This window comes from Umezawaea sp. (assembly GCF_057122925.1).
Map to the genome: position 1 here is coordinate 106,074 of NZ_DBNGPQ010000140.1, position 14,874 is coordinate 120,947.

Consider the following 14,874-nt stretch of genomic DNA (forward strand, 5'->3'; position numbering starts at 1 on the left):
GCCTATCCACGGGCCGCGGTGCGGAAGCCGTACGGGTAGCGCGCCCGGCAGCCGGTGCAGTGCGCGACCAGCCCGAGCATGCCGACCAGCACGCTCGACTGCTCCGCGGGCACGGCCTCGATCGGCTCCCCGTAGGCCTCGGTGACCAGTCCGGGCCACTCCGGGTCGCACGCGCACGTCATCAACTCGGCGTCACCGCCGCGGAACCACCGGGAGAACATGGACACATCAGACCATCAGGTCACCGAGCACTCGCTGTCGGAGGTCGGTGCGACGAACTCCTCGTTCACCCAGCGCCCGGTGTCGAGCATCCGGTAGCCGTTCTCGACCTTGCGCTCGGCCCGCGTCACCGCGTCGCGCTGCAACGTCGACAGGATGGGCTGCGTGTCGGCGGGCCCGGACCGCACGTTGAGCACGTCCGCCGTCACGGTCATCCGGCACACGGTCGAGGCGTCGGCCGCTCCCATCGGCTTCCCGCCGCTGGCGGCGTACATCAACCCCGCACCGGCCAGCACGCCGATCACGATCATGCCCCGCACCGGAATCCCGAACATCACTCGCCTCCCCGATCAGCTTCCCACCAGCAGGTATAGCTACTGGGAGGCCGGTGTGGACGGTTCGACGGGACAACCACCCCGCAGGCCCACCCAACGGGTGAGGCGGTCACCGAGCGGTGAAGGCCCGACCACCCGGTCGGGCCTTCACCTGCGTCCCGGTGCCGGCCCCCTACGGGGCGGGCAGGAGCCCGGTGTACCAACCGGCGCGGCAGTGGGTGGCGCAGGTGCCGATGGTGAACTCCGCGTGGCCGTGCTCGAACCGCCACGGCCCGTGCGGCTCCAGGTCGTACGGACCCGCCGGGAGGTTGGTGAACTCCAGCCTGCCGTCGGCGTCGGTGGTCGTCGTGGCGACGACCTGGTCGGCGATCCGGTCGATCGCGGCGACCTCGACACCGGCCACGAACTCGTCGGCGTCGGCGACCGAGTCGCCGTCCTCGTCGTGGTACAGGCGGCCCCAGGTGTCGCCGGGCCCGGCGCCCGGCACCCGCGCCTCGGCGCGGACGGCCGGGTAGCCTGCGGGGTCCTCGCCGGGGCCGAAGTCGCACACCGCGGAGACCGCCGCGAAGCCCGCCGCCTTCGCGGGCACGACACCGGTGAGCGTGAACGTCCGCGACGCACCCGCGGCCAGCGTGACGCCCTCCGCGTCCCAGGCCAGGTCGCCGAGCGCCATGTCGACGACGTGCGGTCCCTCGCCACCGCTGCGGTCGCAGCCCGCCTTGACGCCGCTGATGGCCGCACCGCCCCTGTTGGCCAGCACCAGCGTCATCTCGGCGGTCTGCCCCACCGCGTAGGTGTCCTCGGTGAAGGCGATGGACGCCGTGAGCTGGTCGCTGAGCGGGCGGACCGCCCGGTACTCCAGGTACTCGTCGCCGTCGACGTCGACGTACCGGGAGGGCGGCAGGACCCAGCCGTCCGGCGCCTGGTGCGCGAACACCCCGTAGGTGCGCGCGGGGAGGTCGCCGACCGTGAACCGGCCGTCCGCCCCGGTGCGGGCCCGCACCACCCCCGTGCCCGCGCTGATGTTCACGTCGACGCCCGCGAGCCCCTCGCCCGCGTCCGCCGCGCCGTCGCCGTTGGCGTCGCCGTAGATGAGGCCGCTGATCGACCCTGGCGCGTCGACCGGGGCGGACCGGTCGACCGGACCCGTGGTTCCCGGTCCTCCGGCGTGGGCGGTGGCGCTCAGCGTTCCGCTGAGCGCGAGAGCTGCTGCGAGCGCGACGAATCTGCGCGCGAGATACGCGGACATGATGGTGTTCCCCCCGGACGAGGCCCCACGACGTGGAGCAGGACAGGCCCCCCTGACCTGTCCAGGACCATAGCGGTCCGGCCCACCCGCCCACCGGGCTTTCACCGATCCCGCACGACGGAGGGCCCGACCGGAACCGGTCGGGCCCTCCGCCTCACGAGATCAGATCAGAAGGAGGCCATCTTCTTCTGGAGGTTCTCGTCCAGCGTCGCGAGGAAGTCCTCGGTCGTCTGCCACTCCTGGTCCTTGCCCACGAGCGCGGCGAGGTCCTTGGTCATCTTGCCGCTCTCGACGGTCTCGATGACGACCTGCTCCAGGGTCTCCGCGAACTTGGTGACCTCGGGGGTGCCGTCGAGCTTGCCGCGGTGCTTCAGGCCACCGGTCCACGCGTAGATCGACGCGATCGGGTTCGTGGAGGTGGGCTTGCCCGCCTGGTGCTGGCGGTAGTGCCGCGTCACGGTGCCGTGCGCCGCCTCGGCCTCGACGGTCTTGCCGTCCGGGGTCATCAGGACGGAGGTCATGAGGCCCAGCGAGCCGAAGCCCTGCGCGACGGTGTCGGACTGGACGTCGCCGTCGTAGTTCTTGCACGCCCAGACGTAGCCGCCCTCCCACTTCATCGCGGCGGCGACCATGTCGTCGATCAGGCGGTGCTCGTAGGTGAGGCCCTTGGCGTCGAACTCCGCCTTGAACTCCTCGTCGAAGATCTTCTGGAAGATGTCCTTGAAGGCGCCGTCGTACGCCTTGAGGATGGTGTTCTTGGTCGACATGTAGACCGGGTAGTTGCGCTGCAAGCCGTAGGAGAACGAGGCGCGCGCGAAGTCCTCGATGGACTTGTTGAAGTTGTACATGCCCATCGCGACGCCGCCGTCGGCCGGGTACTCGGCGACCACGTGCTCGATCGGCTCGGAGCCGTCCTCGGGCTGGAACGTGATGGTCAGCTTGCCCGCGCCGGGGACCTTGAAGTTGGTCGCCTTGTACTGGTCGCCGTGGGCGTGGCGGCCGATGATGATCGGCTTGGTCCAGCCCGGCACCAGGCGGGGGATGTTCGAGATGATGATCGGCTCGCGGAAGACGACGCCGCCGAGGATGTTGCGGATCGTGCCGTTGGGCGAGACCCACATCTTCTTCAGGCCGAACTCCTCGACCCGCGCCTCGTCGGGCGTGATGGTCGCGCACTTGACGCCGACGCCGTGCTTCTTGATGGCGTTGGCGGCGTCGATCGTGACCTGGTCGTCGGTCGCGTCCCGGTGCTCGATGCCCAGGTCGTAGTACTCGAGGTTGACGTCCAGGTACGGGTGGATCAGCTTGTCCTTGATGAACTGCCAGATGATCCGGGTCATCTCGTCGCCGTCGAGTTCGACGACGGTGCCCTGCACCTTGATCTTGCCCATGTTCTCGGACTGCTCCCTTCGAGTTCCTACTCGCGACCCGCGCAAGCGGTACAAGCGTACTGCTAAAGCCTGATGGCCGTCGGTCGACCGTGACGTAAACGACGCCGCGACTTCACCGAGCCTGCCATGAGCCCCCGGAACGCGCGGAACTGACCGGTAGGTTCCGGTGATCACCTACGCTTCCCCGAACGAGTGATCTTGGGGGGGAAGCAGTTGTCCACGGGACCAACGCACGCCATGAGCGGACTGCTGGCGTGGGCCGCCGTCACGGCGTTCGCCGCCGAGCACCCGATCGGCCAGCTGGAGCCGCGGAGCTGGGCCGTCGGCGCCGTGCTGGCGACCGGGGCCGCCCTGCTGCCCGACCTGGACCACCCCGGCTCGACCGTGTCGCGCACCTTCGGACCGCTCACCCAGGGCATCTCCGGCGGGGTGAGCGCGGTCAGCGCGTTCGTCTACCGGACCACCCGCACCAAGCGCGACTCGAAGCGCGAGGGCGGCCACCGCGGGCTCACGCACACGCTGGTGTTCGCGCTGTTCGCCGCCGTCGGCACCACCGCGATCGTGCAGACCAGCGAGAAGTGGGTGCTGCCGCTGCTGATGTTCGTCTTCGCGGGCCTGGCCGTGCGCGGGATCATGAACGACTGGTGCCCCAAGCAGGACGCCCTGCTGATCACCGGCGCGTCGGCGGCGATCACCTGGATCTGCCTGTCGTGGACCGCGCAGACGTCCGCGAGCGCGGCGGCGTGCGGGCTGGCCGTCGGCATCGGCTGCGTCGCGCACTACCTCGGCGACGCGATCACCGAGCAGGGCTGCCCGATCCTGTGGCCGATCCCGCTGGGCGGCAAGACGTGGTTCGCCGTGGCCCCGCCCAAGGTCATGCGGATGAAGACCGGCGGCAAGGTCGAGATGGCCGTCGTCGGACCGATCATCACCGTGCTGTCGGTGTGGCTCTCGGCCGCCGCGCTCCAGAACGCGGGCGTGCTGCCGTTCCTCGGCGGGTTCGACCTGCTGCCGGTCTGACCGGCGGGGTTGTTCACCGACCAGCCATTCGGCGGCTACCGGCGCATCACCCGATCGGACTAGCCTCCACGCGCAGGACCAACGCCGAGGAGGCGCCGGTGCAGGGCAGCACCTGGCTGGGGCTGGACGCGGACCACCGCACCCCGGACGACGTCGACACGACCGCGCTCCACCTGCACGCCGCCCTGCTGCACACCGCCAGGGTGGTGTGCGCGCACGAGGTCGACGGGCACCACGCGATGTCGTTCCGGCTGGCCGAGCAGCCGTCGGAGAACACCATCTCCACGCTGGTCGAACGCGGCTACGGGGTGGCCGTGCACAACGGTTCCCTGCAACGGCTCGAAGGCCCGGAAGCGCTGCGGCGCGGGGCGCTGCGCGCCGCGCTCGCCCACCGCGACCGGGTCGAGGGCCGCGCGCTGCGGTTCCCCGGCCAGAGCGCGCTGCGCGGCAGGCACGGGGTGTCGGACGTGCTCGCGTTCAGCGCCATCGACGAGGTCCTGCCGCACGGCGTCAAGAGCGTCGACGCGCGCGGCGACCTCCGGCCGTCGTTCGAGCACGGGAGGCTGGTGCTGCGCTGCGCACCGGAACGCGGCCGGGGCGCCTAGCCGGGATGGGCGCCGACGGTGTCGCGGATCTGCGCGCCGAGGCCGCTCGCACCCTCGCGGGCGCAGTGGGCGCAGCAGAAGAACCGGCCCTCCACCTCGACGCCGTGGCCGAGGATGCGGCAGTCGCAGTGCTCGCACCGGGGCGCGAGGCGCTGGACCGCGCACTCGAAGCTGTCGAACGTGTGCACACCACCGCTCACCGTGCGCACCTCGAAGGCCATCCAGTAGTCGTTTCCGCACACGTCGCAGGTCGCCATGACGCGGAAGCCTGGGGCAGGTCCCACCCGCCCGCAACTTTTCGCCGCGCGACGGGCACGGCGAGCGCGCTGACCACCGACCGCTGCAGGGCGGGCCGGTGGCCAGCGCCTCCGATCAGCCGACGCCGTCCTGCACGACGGTGATCAGTTCACCGTTGGTCGCGCCTCCCGCGGGCTCCGGGGAGAACGCGCCACCGAGGTTCGGTCGGCCGACCGGGCGGCGGCGGGCATCCGGTCGGTGTCGAGGTGTTCGGAGCGTGATCGTTCGAGCACACCAAAGTTAAGTGGACTAGACCACTGAGTCAATGGCTCGCGCGTGTTTGGCCGAACTTCACCCCGCCCCGGCGGACGGGTCGGTCGGCGGGGGCCGGGGCCAGGAAGCCCTGGGGCTGAGGGGGTTCCACTCCGGGTGGACTCGACGCGCCCTCGACCGCGCGCGCCGACGGCAGGCGGAAGGGCGGACCAACGGACCAGGCCGGACTCGAACCGGCGTGCTCCCGCTCTGAGTGAGAGGGCGCGACAACCACTGCGCTACAGGTCCCCGTGTGAGCCGGGCCGGATTCGAACCGGCGTCCTCCCCACGTTCTGTGGAGCGCGACAACCACTGCGCTACCGGACTCGTGGTCCAGCTTAGTGGCTCCGCGTGGAGGTGGTGCCAGATCAAACCCAAAGGAGCAACGGGGGCGCGGCGGGGCGGCCGTCGACCGGTCGGGTGATCAACTCACGACGGGTCTGTTCGGCTGGTTCGGCCGCACGCAATAAGGTCTGCTCCGCGGGGTCACTGATGATGGGCGGTTTCGTGCACGCGGTCGACTACTACGAGGTGCTTGGCGTCGGGCGCAGCGCGTCCACCAGGGAGATCAAGTCCGCTTACCGGGCCCTCGCCAAGGTCGTCCACCCCGACGCGGGTGGCAGCGGGGACGGCTTCCGGACGCTCCAGGAGGCCTACGAGACGCTCCAGGACCCGGTGCGGCGGTTCCACTACGACCGCGCGGGCGCGACGACCACCGTCGCCACCAGGGCGGCGTCCCGGCACCGGCGGTCCGCGAAGCTGCGGGTGTTCGGCGACGACCCGACCTTCGTGCCGCCGCGGCCGAGGGTCGACCTCGGCGACCTCCCCTGGTGGCACCTGGTCGACCTGACGCAGCGCGTCCGGTACGTGCCGACGAGCGGCCCCGGCCACGCGCCCGCGCTGGCGGCGATCACGGGCTGGCTGCTGCTGTTCCTGGCCGTGGCGGTGTTCGGGTTCTCGCTGCTGCTGCTCGCGGTGTGGCTGCCGCTGGTGGCGGCCGCGGCCTCGGCGGCGTTCAAGCTGGTCCGCAAGCACCTGCGCACGGCGCGGGAGGACCGGGCGTTCGCCGGGCGGTTCGACACCGGCATCGTCTACGGCCAACCGGACGAGCGGCTCTGCGAGCGGTACAGCGCCGACGTGCTCGGCGAGTACCTGACCAGGCTGCCCGGCGCGCGGATCTTCCACGGCCTGTCGTGGCCGGGGTCGGTGTTCGCCGACGTCGACCACGCCGTGCTGTGCGGGAAGCGGCTCGTGCTGGTCGAGTCGAAGTCCTGGTTACCCGGCCACTACGGCGCGGACGACGACGGCACGCTGTGGCGCAACGGCCACGTGTTCCGCGGCGGCGGCACGATGCTGCCCGAGGGCCTGGCGGCCTACCGGCGAGCGCTGCCGGACGTCGAGGTGCGCGGCGCGCTGCTGCTCTACCCGAGCCGCGCCGGGGAGATCACCACGGACGAGGACGAGAACCAGGAGGTCGTGCCGATGACGCCCGACCAGTTCGTGGAGGTCTTCGGCGAGTGGTTCGCCGAAGACCCCGCGACCGTCGACCGCGAGGCGCTCCGGGTGCTGCTGAACCAGGTGGTCGCTCAGGCCCGCGCGGCGGGCGCCTGAGCGACGAGGTCGTCCGGCCCCTTGCCCGCGAGCTGGCGCGCGGTGTCCACGTACAGGTCGAGCAGCAGGCTCATGTCCACGATCTTGCGGCGCACCTGGTCGGCCTTGGTGCCCTCCTTGGTGAACGGCGGCGGGAAGAGCGTGATGCCCTCCCACGGTGCCGCGCGCGCCGCCTCGGAACGCCAGTCGGGCCAGTAGCAGTCGGCGTAGAACTTGGTCAGCGCGCCGCCGAGGAACCACTCCAGCATCCCGCTGTAGGTCGAGTCGATGCTCTCCCACTCCAGCGTGTCCGGGGCCCAGTACCAGAGGCCGCCCGGCGGACCGTCCAGCGCGGTGCCGTTGAGCGCGAAGCGGCCGCCGAGCAGGTCGTAGCCGACCGTCATCTTGCCCACCTCCTCGTACTCGCCGAGGGCGGGCAGTGCTCCGCCGCCGCCGAGCAGGCGGACCCAGTTGTCGATGACGAGGCCACCGGTGTGCAGGGCGATCGCGCCGAGCGCGGACCCCGCCGTCACCTGGAGCCGGTGCAGCGTGCGCCGCGCCGACTCCGGGCCGACCGGCAGCACTTCCACCGACAACTCGGACTTCTGGATCAATCCCTGCACCCAGGGCCATGCGGGACGGTCGACGTCGACGAGATCCTCGACCTGACGTGGTGCGCTCACCCGACCATTCTCACCTACTCCGGGGCTTCAATCACCCATTCCGGGGCACCGAGCTTTTCAACTTCTACTGGACGTAACCGTGGGGAAGAACACGTAACGTTCGAGCCGTGTGGTGCGAGCGCTGTTCACAGGTCTCTGATCAGGCGTTGAGCGTCAGGCCATGATCGACCGCGAGTCGCCGAGCAGATCAGCCGACTCTGTAGCTTGGCCCACATGAGCGCCGACCTGGTGGGCCGATGGAGCGTCGACTACGGCTACCACAGCGCGATGGAGGACGAGGAGCTCGTGTTCCGCGCCGACGGCACCGGCTGGTGCGAGTGGGCGCGGCCGGGGATCTGCGAGTTCACCGTCTTCGACTGGACGCCCACCGGACCGGGCGCCGTCCGGATCGTGCCGACCCGCACGGCGCGGGGCGAGTTCGAGGCGATCGTGGAACTCGACGTGCCCGAGCCGGTCGACGTCGAGTACTCGATCGTCGAGGAGTCGAGGCCGCTCTACCCCGGCATGGAGGTGCTCGCGCTGCGGATGGCGCTGCCCTTCGCCGTGTTCCCGGCCGAGAGCTACGGGCTCGTCAACCGCGAGACCCCGGAGGGCGACCGGCCCTACGTGTCGTGGTTGGACGACGAGCTGTAACCGTCCCGGCCTCGTATCGCGGACGCCACGGCCTTACATTGCCCGCGAGACCACTAGTCAGTTCGGAGCGTTACAACCATGCAGTCGCATCACGAGTTGGTCGGCACGCAGGTCTGGCGGACGTCGTTCGACCACCAGGTCCGCCTCACGCTGGTCGCGCACCCGCGGCTCAGCGCCGAACTCGTCGTGGAGGTCCCGTTCCAGCTGTGCGACGGGACGGGCGGGAAGCACGAGATCAAGCCGGGTGAGCCCGGCACGCTCACACCCGTGCTCGGGCTGTTCATGAAGACCGTCGCCTCGGTCGACGTGACCGACGAGGAGTCGCTCACGCTGACGTTCGAGGACGGCTGGTCCCTCGCGGCCCGGCCGGAGGGCGACTTCGAGTCGTGGAGCATCGTGGAGCTGTGAGGCGTTCCCCCCAGGAACATTTACCGCCAATGGGTGCAGAAGCGCGACAAACCGTAATCAGATTCTCTCCGCTCCACGGAATTCGCTAGTCCGAAGCGGTGAACCTCGCGAATAATTCGAACGACCTCTTTCCGAACTCCTGAGCTCCGTTACCTTGGGGCGTCGGCGCCACCGAACCGGTGAAGCTGATTCACGGAGACCTGGCGGGGGCATGGAGCACAACGAGGACGAAGTCGGCGACCGAACGCACAACGAACACTCGGGCGCGGCTCACCACGCCCTGCAAGCACGCGACATCCAGGGGGGAATCAACTTCCACACCACCACCCCGGAACCGCTGCCACCGTGGCCCAGGAGTTATACGGCCGCCGCGTACGGGGCGCTTTTCGCGGTGACGAGCGCGTACTCGTACACAATCGGCAAGATAGACCTGTCGGTCTGGGACTGGCTGAAACTGACCCTCAGCGCAACGATCCTCATCCCGGTCTTCATCACCACCGAGTACCGCCTCCAGGGCACAGAATTCGCACCACTGCGATTCCTCGCGGCGACCGTGCTCATCGCGTTGGCGATCAACCAGGGCCCGAGCCTCCTACCGGGCCTCGTGCCACTGCTGTCGAACTGGATAATCTGGCGCTTCTGACGGACGGTGACCGCGCCCGGCTTCGCGATCACCGCAACGAAGCCTTCCCACCGAGCGGCTCGACCGGGAACGCGCGGAACACACGACGATCACCGGGAAGTATTGGATCTTCTTCTCCATGGTCCAACCGGATGAACGCCCACCCTCCTCCGTAACGCGCAGTTACAGCAGCCCGATGGCTTGAGTACATCAGATGGCGGACCTGGTGCGTTGCTCACGATGGGGAGGGAACGCGTCCATGGAGCCGTCGCAGAACCACGATGCCGGTGCACGTCCGCCAGCCACCACCGGTGTCATCACCTACCTCTTCCTGACGATCAGCCCATTCCTCTTTCTCGTGGACTGGGTGCACGAACTTCCCACGAACACCTTCTGGTCGCTCGTGACGATCGTCGCCGTCCTGTACGTCCGCACCGCCCTCGACACGGCATCGAGGAAACTGCTCAATCGCAAGTCGAAGGGACGCAGGAATTTCAAGGGGTCGATCGACGAGGAAACTTTGACGTCCCTCCAAGACTCCCTGATGTCCAACGCCGAACGCATGACCGTGGACCAGGTCCGCTACTTCGCGTTGTCAGTGCTCGCACCTCAGGTGATCCGCCGGAGGGTGACCGACGAGTACACGCCCGGCAGGCGAACCCTCACGAAGTCCGTGACGGTCGAACTGGACCTGTACCACCAGTACGTCAATGGTGCCGGGCCCACGAACGACGACCTGTTCATCGCGTTGACGCTTCCGCGAAAGGGAGCGCTGTACGACCAGCTGCGCACCTCGGACTGCTCAGGCAAGCTGTTGCCGTCGCTCTCACACCGGGAATACCGCGAGCTGGCCGCGAGGACGCTGCGCACCCTCCTGCAATCGGCGCTCCCCGACGGGAAGCTCACCAACGAGGCGGTGTCCGCCGAAAAGCTGGCGCTCACGGAGATCCTCCGCTTTTCCAGGGTAGTGCGCGACGAGAACGAAACCGACCGGGAGTTCATCAGACGGGACGTCGAGCAAGACGCCAAGAGAAAGGCGGCCTTCGCCGCGATCAAGGCTCTCGGCGACGATGACAACCACTACCTGAAGCTGGCGGTGGAGTTCACCGCCAAACTTTCCACCCACTACGCGATAGTCGTGGTCGTACCGACGAACGGATCTGCGCGCTCGATCGTGACCTACTCCAGGGTGATCATCCCCGACCTCTGCCTAGCCAACCTCACTAGCAGAGAAGGAATCAGGGACCGTCTGCGCATGGCGTTGGGGCTCCGCCCCAGTTCGTTGACGATCAGCGCGCGGAACGCCGCGTCCTGCCACAGCTACCACCTGATCGTCGCGGCGAGTTCCGACCTGTTCCTCGGCGACTTCGACACCAGTTCGGTGCTGCGAATCCAGCGGACCGACGAACCGCGCCTGGAGCCCTACTGGCGTGTGCGCGGACGCCGTGGCCAGAACTACTTCCACCTCTACGGCCGCTCCCTGGTCTCGAGCGACAAGGACCTGAACGTCAGCATGCACTTCCACGAGATCCCTCCGGGTTCGGTGGGACGCGCTTTCACCGCCGCACTGACGACGTGCCTCGTGGTGCTCCTCGTCGGCTTTCTGTCGTACGCCGCCGTGGACCTCGGCGGCGTGGACAGCCAGGTGGCCTCGTTCCTCCTGGCCGTGCCCGGACTCGCCGCCGCCTGGATGGGTTTCGAGACGCGACCGGACCAGCTCTTCGAGGGCACCGTCATCTCCCGGCTCTCCCTGGTGTCGACCTTCATCCTGTCCTTCAGCGCGAGCGTCATGCTGATGTTGAACAAATCCGGTCTGGTGGTCCCCACGGGACACGAGATCTTCTTCTTCGGGAAAACCGACGTGTGGTGGTCGATCCTCGGCTTCCTCGCAACGCTGCACATGATCACGATGGGCAGCATCTGGTGGCTGCGCAACCGCGTCTACCGAAGCCTGACCACACGACCGGTCGGCGATTCGGCCGTCATCGCGTAACCGCGACAGGAGGAAGCCATGCGGTTCAGAGAACTGGTTCTCGGCAGGTCGACCGTCGAATACAGGAGCTACCTCCGCAAGGAGCGCAGGCTCAACGAAGCCGGGCAGAAGGACCTCAAGGAGTCGCGCTGGGTCGCTGCGGAGGAGGACTGGCCCGTCCACCATTCGGCAGACGTGCCCGATCGAAAGGCTGCCGAACTGATCTGGTCCAGAACGTTCGCCGTGGTGGCGGAACGGATTCAGGACAGTTTCAAGGAGCGCCCGGTATCCGATTCCGCCCAGGACGGCAAGAATCCCGTGTGAAGCCGGTCGACGCGTGTCGTGCCACGATGGTGCCCATGACCCGCACGCTCTGCCTCGCCCAGGATCCGGCGTCCGACGAACTGCTCGCCAAGGACCCGTTCGCACTGCTCGTCGGAATGATGCTGGACCAGCAAATCCCCATGGAGAAGGCCTTCAAGGGGCCGAAGGTGATCGAGGAGCGCCTTGGGGCCTTCGCGGTGCGGGAGATCGCCGAGATGGACGAGGGTGAGTTCGTGGTGGTGGCGTCGACGCCTCCCGCGATCCACCGGTTCCCCGGGTCGATGGCCAAGCGGGTGCAGGAGTTGGCCCGGTACGTGGTCGAGCACTACGACGGTGACGTGTCGCGGATCTGGGCCGACGGGGACGGGGCCGCGGTGCTCGGGCGGCTCAAGAGCCTGCCTGGGTTCGGGGATCAGAAGGCGCGGATATTCCTCGCCCTGCTGGGCAAGCAGAGGGGGGTGGAGCCCGACGGGTGGCGGGACGCTGCCGGGGACTACGGGGTGGCCGGGGCTCGGCGGAGTGTGGCCGACGTGGTGGACGCGGTGTCGCTCGGTGAGGTGCGGGAGTTCAAGAAGGCGGCCAAGGCGGCGGCGAGGAAGACGTAAAGTCCTCGGGTGCACATTCCCGGACTGACGAACCTGCAACCGCTCGGGTCCGGCGGTTTCGCCACCGTCTACCGCGCGCACCAGGTGCAACTCGGGCGCGACGTCGCTGTGAAGATCGACAACCGGGTGCTGGGCAACGAGCGCGACCGGCGGCGGTTCCTGCGCGAAGCCCATGCGGCGGCACGGTTGTCGGGACACCCGAACGTGGTCGCGGTGCACGACGCGAACATCACGCCGCAGGGCACGCCGTACCTCGTGATGGAGCTGTGCACGGGCGGGTCGCTGCACGACGTGCTGAAGAAGAACGGGCCGCTGCCCGCCGAACGGGTCCGGAACCTCGGGGTGCAGCTGGCCGACGCGCTGGCGGCGGCGCACGCGGAAGGCGTGCTGCACCGGGACATCAAGCCCGCGAACATCCTCGTCGACCGGTACGGCACGGCGAAGCTCGCGGACTTCGGGTTGGCCGCGCTGCTGGACGCGGCGGGTGGCAGCACGGTCACGCGGGACGCGCTGAGCCCTAGCTACGCGCCGCCCGAGGCGTTCGCGATGGCGGCGCCGACCGTGGCGGGCGACGTGTACACGTTGGCCGCGACCCTCTACGACCTGCTGGCGGGCAAGCCGCCGCGGCCGGTGCCGTGGCCGATCACGTCCTTCGACCACCTCGGCGAGGTGCTGCGCTCCCCCGTGCCGCAGGTGCCCGGTGTGTCCGACGAGTTCCACCAGATCCTCGCGCGCGCCCTGCACCCGGACGTGTCGGCTCGGACGCCCACGGCCGCGCGGTTGCGGGACGAGCTGCGCGGCACGGAGCCTCTGCCCTCGCCCGTTCCCGCCGGGTCGCCGGTCCGCCAGGCCCCGGCGACGGTGCCGGGGCCGAGGAGGCGGTGGCCGGTCGCCGCCGCCGCGGTGGTCGGGGCCGTCGCGATCGGCGTCGGCGTGTGGTCGCTGGTGCCGAGGGGTGACGGAGGTGGCGGCGGGACGACGTCCGGCACCGGCGGCACGTCCGCCACCGGAACGGCGCGGCAGGCCGCTGACGAGCTGCCGCCGCCGTTCCTCAAGGCCTGCGCGACGGGCTACTGCGTCGCGGAACCGGCCTGCTTCCGGGGAATGGTCTCGATCGGCGGCCAGGCGACCACGGCCCGCAAGGCCGCCAGCTGCTCCGACCAGCACTTCTGGGAGGCCTTCGCCGGCGGGTGGCTGTCGGGTGGGATCCCCGAGGTCGACAGCGACGAGCTGCTGACGGCTCCGGAGATCGCCGGTGTCTGCACGAAGGCCGCGATGGCGGCCAACACCCGGCCCACGGTCGACACGTCGACCTGGCAGCTCGGCGTGGTCGGCTTCGAGGAGGGTGACCGCAACTACTTCCTCTGCATGGGTTCTCCCGAGGAGGGCGGCGAGTTGACGACGAGCGCGTTCGGGTCAGGCGGCTAGCAGGACCGGCTCCGGGGTGCGCGTCACGCGGCGGGCGTGCACCAGGAGACCGAACGCCACCAGTGCCAGCACGCCCGCGATCGGCGGGAGCAGGGTGATGCCGACGCTGTCGATGACGAGTCCGCCGAAGACGCCCGACAGGCCGACGCCGAGGTAGATGGCGGAGGCGTTGAGGGACAGCAGCAGTCCGCTGTTGGTCGGTGCGAGCTCGATCAGCCAGTTCTGGATGGGCGGGTTGACCGACCAGGTGAACAGGCCCCAGACGAACAGCGCGATGCCCGCGGTGACGGTGGTCGTGGTGGTGAGCGGCAACGTCACCAGCACGGCCGTGAAGACGGTGAAGACGACGTACAGCAGGCGCTGGCTGCCGAAGCGGTCGGTGAGCCTGCCGCCGAGCGAGTTGCCGATCGCGCCGCCGACGCCGTAGGCGAACAGCAGCAGCGAGATCACCGTGCCGTGCACGCCCGCGGTCGTGGCGAGCAGCGGCGAGATGTAGGTGAACACGCTGAACGCGGCAAGGCAGGCCAGGACGGTCATGCCGAGGACGGGGACGACGCGGCGGTCGGCGGCGACGGCGAAGCGCTCGCGGATGCTCACGACGGGCGGCGCGGCGACCTGCGGGACGCCGAGGCGGACGATGACGGCCGCGATGAGCGAGGCTGCGCCCACGAGCGCGAAGACGCCCTGGTAGCCGATCGAGCCGCCGAGGAGGCTGCCCGCGGGGACGCCGATGATCAGCGAGAACGTCAGCCCGCCGAAGACCGTGGCGACCGCGCGGCCCCGGTGCTCGGGTGCGGTGAGCGCGGTGGCGACGAGCGTGGCGGCGGGTGTGTAGGCGGCGGCGCCGACGGCGCTGACCACGCGGGCCGCCATGAGCAGCGGGTAGTTCGGGGCGAGGGCGGACAGGACGTTGCCGAGCGCGGAGACGGCCAGTGCGACGACCAGCAGCTCGCGCCGGTTCCAGCGGCCGGTGAGGGCGGCGAGGACGGGGGCCGCGACGGCGTAGGACAGCGCGAACACGGTGAGCAGCTGGCCCGCGGTGGACAGCGACACGTCGAGTTCCCGGCTCACGGCGGGCAGCAGCCCGGACAGGATGTAGCCGCTGGTGCCCACGGTGAAGGCGCCGGCGGCGAGCAGGTAGGTGCGGGCGGACATCGGACTCCCAGCGGCGGACATCGGACTCCCAGCATCGGCTCAATGGTTCGACGCTGACCGTACTACGACTTTCGTCGAACTACGAC

17 protein-coding genes and 2 tRNA genes are annotated in these 14,874 nt (G+C 69.4%); 10 read left to right on the forward strand and 9 right to left on the reverse strand.

The window, feature by feature from the left end; genetic code table 11:
* Positions 1-2: 2 nt before the first annotated feature.
* The 4 genes from AC156L_RS32100 to AC156L_RS32115 all read right to left on the reverse strand — a co-directional run bounded on the left by AC156L_RS32100 (position 3) and on the right by AC156L_RS32115 (position 3,194).
* Positions 3-221, reverse strand: a complete 219-nt coding sequence (locus AC156L_RS32100; protein WP_330879794.1) for a hypothetical protein — start codon at positions 219-221, stop codon at positions 3-5.
* 15 nt (positions 222-236) lie between these two features.
* Complete coding sequence (locus AC156L_RS32105) at positions 237-554, reverse strand: SH3 domain-containing protein (RefSeq protein ID WP_330879795.1); 318 nt, start codon at positions 552-554, stop codon at positions 237-239.
* A 172-nt stretch (positions 555-726) separates the two neighbouring features.
* The gene (locus AC156L_RS32110; protein WP_330879796.1) at positions 727-1,803 is read right to left on the reverse strand and encodes an SdrD B-like domain-containing protein; all 1,077 of its coding nucleotides are present in this window, start codon (positions 1,801-1,803) and stop codon (positions 727-729) included.
* A gap of 167 nt (positions 1,804-1,970) precedes the next feature.
* The gene (locus AC156L_RS32115; RefSeq protein WP_259629317.1) at positions 1,971-3,194 is read right to left on the reverse strand and encodes an NADP-dependent isocitrate dehydrogenase; all 1,224 of its coding nucleotides are present in this window, start codon (positions 3,192-3,194) and stop codon (positions 1,971-1,973) included.
* A gap of 192 nt (positions 3,195-3,386) precedes the next feature.
* On the opposite strand from AC156L_RS32115, the gene AC156L_RS32120 reads away from it, so the two are divergent.
* On the forward strand, positions 3,387-4,214 hold the full coding sequence (locus tag AC156L_RS32120) for a metal-dependent hydrolase (protein WP_330879797.1): 828 nt from the start codon (positions 3,387-3,389) through the stop codon (positions 4,212-4,214).
* Positions 4,215-4,312: 98 nt separating this feature from the next.
* Entirely contained in the window at positions 4,313-4,819 is a 507-nt protein-coding gene (locus AC156L_RS32125) for a hypothetical protein (protein ID WP_330879798.1), read from the forward strand.
* On the opposite strand, the gene AC156L_RS32130 is transcribed toward AC156L_RS32125, so the two are convergent.
* The 3 genes from AC156L_RS32130 to AC156L_RS32140 all read right to left on the reverse strand — a co-directional run bounded on the left by AC156L_RS32130 (position 4,816) and on the right by AC156L_RS32140 (position 5,696).
* A complete protein-coding gene (locus tag AC156L_RS32130; protein ID WP_330879799.1) occupies positions 4,816-5,076 on the reverse strand; it encodes a Prokaryotic metallothionein in 261 nt (86 codons plus the stop codon). The two genes, AC156L_RS32125 and AC156L_RS32130, sit on opposite strands and share 4 nt — an antisense overlap.
* Positions 5,077-5,542: 466 nt before the next feature.
* Positions 5,543-5,617 (reverse strand) — tRNA-OTHER (locus tag AC156L_RS32135).
* Positions 5,618-5,622: 5 nt separating this feature from the next.
* Positions 5,623-5,696 (reverse strand) — tRNA-Ser (locus AC156L_RS32140).
* A 167-nt stretch (positions 5,697-5,863) separates the two neighbouring features.
* Here AC156L_RS32140 and AC156L_RS32145 point away from each other — a divergent pair.
* A complete protein-coding gene (locus AC156L_RS32145; RefSeq protein ID WP_330879800.1) occupies positions 5,864-6,979 on the forward strand; it encodes a DnaJ domain-containing protein in 1,116 nt (371 codons plus the stop codon).
* Here AC156L_RS32145 and AC156L_RS32150 read toward each other — a convergent pair.
* Complete coding sequence (locus AC156L_RS32150; RefSeq protein ID WP_330879801.1) at positions 6,955-7,641, reverse strand: DUF2625 family protein; 687 nt, start codon at positions 7,639-7,641, stop codon at positions 6,955-6,957. The two genes, AC156L_RS32145 and AC156L_RS32150, sit on opposite strands and share 25 nt — an antisense overlap.
* Before the next feature lie 213 nt (positions 7,642-7,854).
* Here AC156L_RS32150 and AC156L_RS32155 point away from each other — a divergent pair, with 213 nt between their 5' ends.
* From AC156L_RS32155 to AC156L_RS32185, 7 genes are all read left to right on the forward strand, one after another.
* Positions 7,855-8,274 (forward strand): hypothetical protein, encoded by a 420-nt coding sequence (locus AC156L_RS32155; RefSeq protein ID WP_330879802.1) that lies wholly within the window; start codon positions 7,855-7,857, stop codon positions 8,272-8,274.
* A gap of 78 nt (positions 8,275-8,352) precedes the next feature.
* Complete coding sequence (locus tag AC156L_RS32160) at positions 8,353-8,682, forward strand: DUF6188 family protein (RefSeq protein WP_330879803.1); 330 nt, start codon at positions 8,353-8,355, stop codon at positions 8,680-8,682.
* Positions 8,683-8,893: 211 nt separating this feature from the next.
* Complete coding sequence (locus tag AC156L_RS32165) at positions 8,894-9,325, forward strand: hypothetical protein (protein WP_330879804.1); 432 nt, start codon at positions 8,894-8,896, stop codon at positions 9,323-9,325.
* 238 nt (positions 9,326-9,563) lie between these two features.
* Entirely contained in the window at positions 9,564-11,297 is a 1,734-nt protein-coding gene (locus AC156L_RS32170; RefSeq protein ID WP_330879805.1) for a hypothetical protein, read from the forward strand.
* Between the two features lie 18 nt (positions 11,298-11,315).
* On the forward strand, positions 11,316-11,600 hold the full coding sequence (locus tag AC156L_RS32175) for a hypothetical protein (RefSeq protein WP_330879806.1): 285 nt from the start codon (positions 11,316-11,318) through the stop codon (positions 11,598-11,600).
* 35 nt (positions 11,601-11,635) lie between these two features.
* Positions 11,636-12,205, forward strand: coding sequence for an HhH-GPD-type base excision DNA repair protein (locus AC156L_RS32180; protein ID WP_330879807.1), 570 nt, complete (start codon positions 11,636-11,638; stop codon positions 12,203-12,205).
* Positions 12,206-12,214: 9 nt separating this feature from the next.
* The gene (locus tag AC156L_RS32185) at positions 12,215-13,633 is read left to right on the forward strand and encodes a serine/threonine-protein kinase (RefSeq protein WP_330879808.1); all 1,419 of its coding nucleotides are present in this window, start codon (positions 12,215-12,217) and stop codon (positions 13,631-13,633) included.
* Here the strand turns inward: AC156L_RS32185 and AC156L_RS32190 are convergent.
* Positions 13,622-14,788 (reverse strand): MFS transporter, encoded by a 1,167-nt coding sequence (locus AC156L_RS32190; RefSeq protein WP_330879809.1) that lies wholly within the window; start codon positions 14,786-14,788, stop codon positions 13,622-13,624. The two genes, AC156L_RS32185 and AC156L_RS32190, sit on opposite strands and share 12 nt — an antisense overlap.
* Positions 14,789-14,874 lie beyond the last annotated feature (86 nt).

What these genes read in the sequence shown, in the direction of transcription:
- AC156L_RS32175 (WP_330879806.1), top strand. Translation starts at nt 11,316, where the DNA reads ATGCGGTTCAGAGAACTGGTTCTCGGCAGGTCGACCGTCGAATACAGG.
- AC156L_RS32190 (WP_330879809.1), bottom strand. Translation starts at nt 14,788, where the DNA reads ATGTCCGCCCGCACCTACCTGCTCGCCGCCGGCGCCTTCACCGTGGGC.
- AC156L_RS32160 (WP_330879803.1), top strand. Translation starts at nt 8,353, where the DNA reads ATGCAGTCGCATCACGAGTTGGTCGGCACGCAGGTCTGGCGGACGTCG.
- AC156L_RS32130 (WP_330879799.1), bottom strand. Translation starts at nt 5,076, where the DNA reads ATGGCGACCTGCGACGTGTGCGGAAACGACTACTGGATGGCCTTCGAG.
- AC156L_RS32165 (WP_330879804.1), top strand. Translation starts at nt 8,894, where the DNA reads ATGGAGCACAACGAGGACGAAGTCGGCGACCGAACGCACAACGAACAC.
- AC156L_RS32100 (WP_330879794.1), bottom strand. Translation starts at nt 221, where the DNA reads ATGTTCTCCCGGTGGTTCCGCGGCGGTGACGCCGAGTTGATGACGTGC.
- AC156L_RS32155 (WP_330879802.1), top strand. Translation starts at nt 7,855, where the DNA reads ATGAGCGCCGACCTGGTGGGCCGATGGAGCGTCGACTACGGCTACCAC.
- AC156L_RS32170 (WP_330879805.1), top strand. Translation starts at nt 9,564, where the DNA reads ATGGAGCCGTCGCAGAACCACGATGCCGGTGCACGTCCGCCAGCCACC.
- AC156L_RS32145 (WP_330879800.1), top strand. Translation starts at nt 5,864, where the DNA reads ATGGGCGGTTTCGTGCACGCGGTCGACTACTACGAGGTGCTTGGCGTC.
- AC156L_RS32180 (WP_330879807.1), top strand. Translation starts at nt 11,636, where the DNA reads ATGACCCGCACGCTCTGCCTCGCCCAGGATCCGGCGTCCGACGAACTG.
- AC156L_RS32105 (WP_330879795.1), bottom strand. Translation starts at nt 554, where the DNA reads ATGTTCGGGATTCCGGTGCGGGGCATGATCGTGATCGGCGTGCTGGCC.
- AC156L_RS32115 (WP_259629317.1), bottom strand. Translation starts at nt 3,194, where the DNA reads ATGGGCAAGATCAAGGTGCAGGGCACCGTCGTCGAACTCGACGGCGAC.
- AC156L_RS32110 (WP_330879796.1), bottom strand. Translation starts at nt 1,803, where the DNA reads ATGTCCGCGTATCTCGCGCGCAGATTCGTCGCGCTCGCAGCAGCTCTC.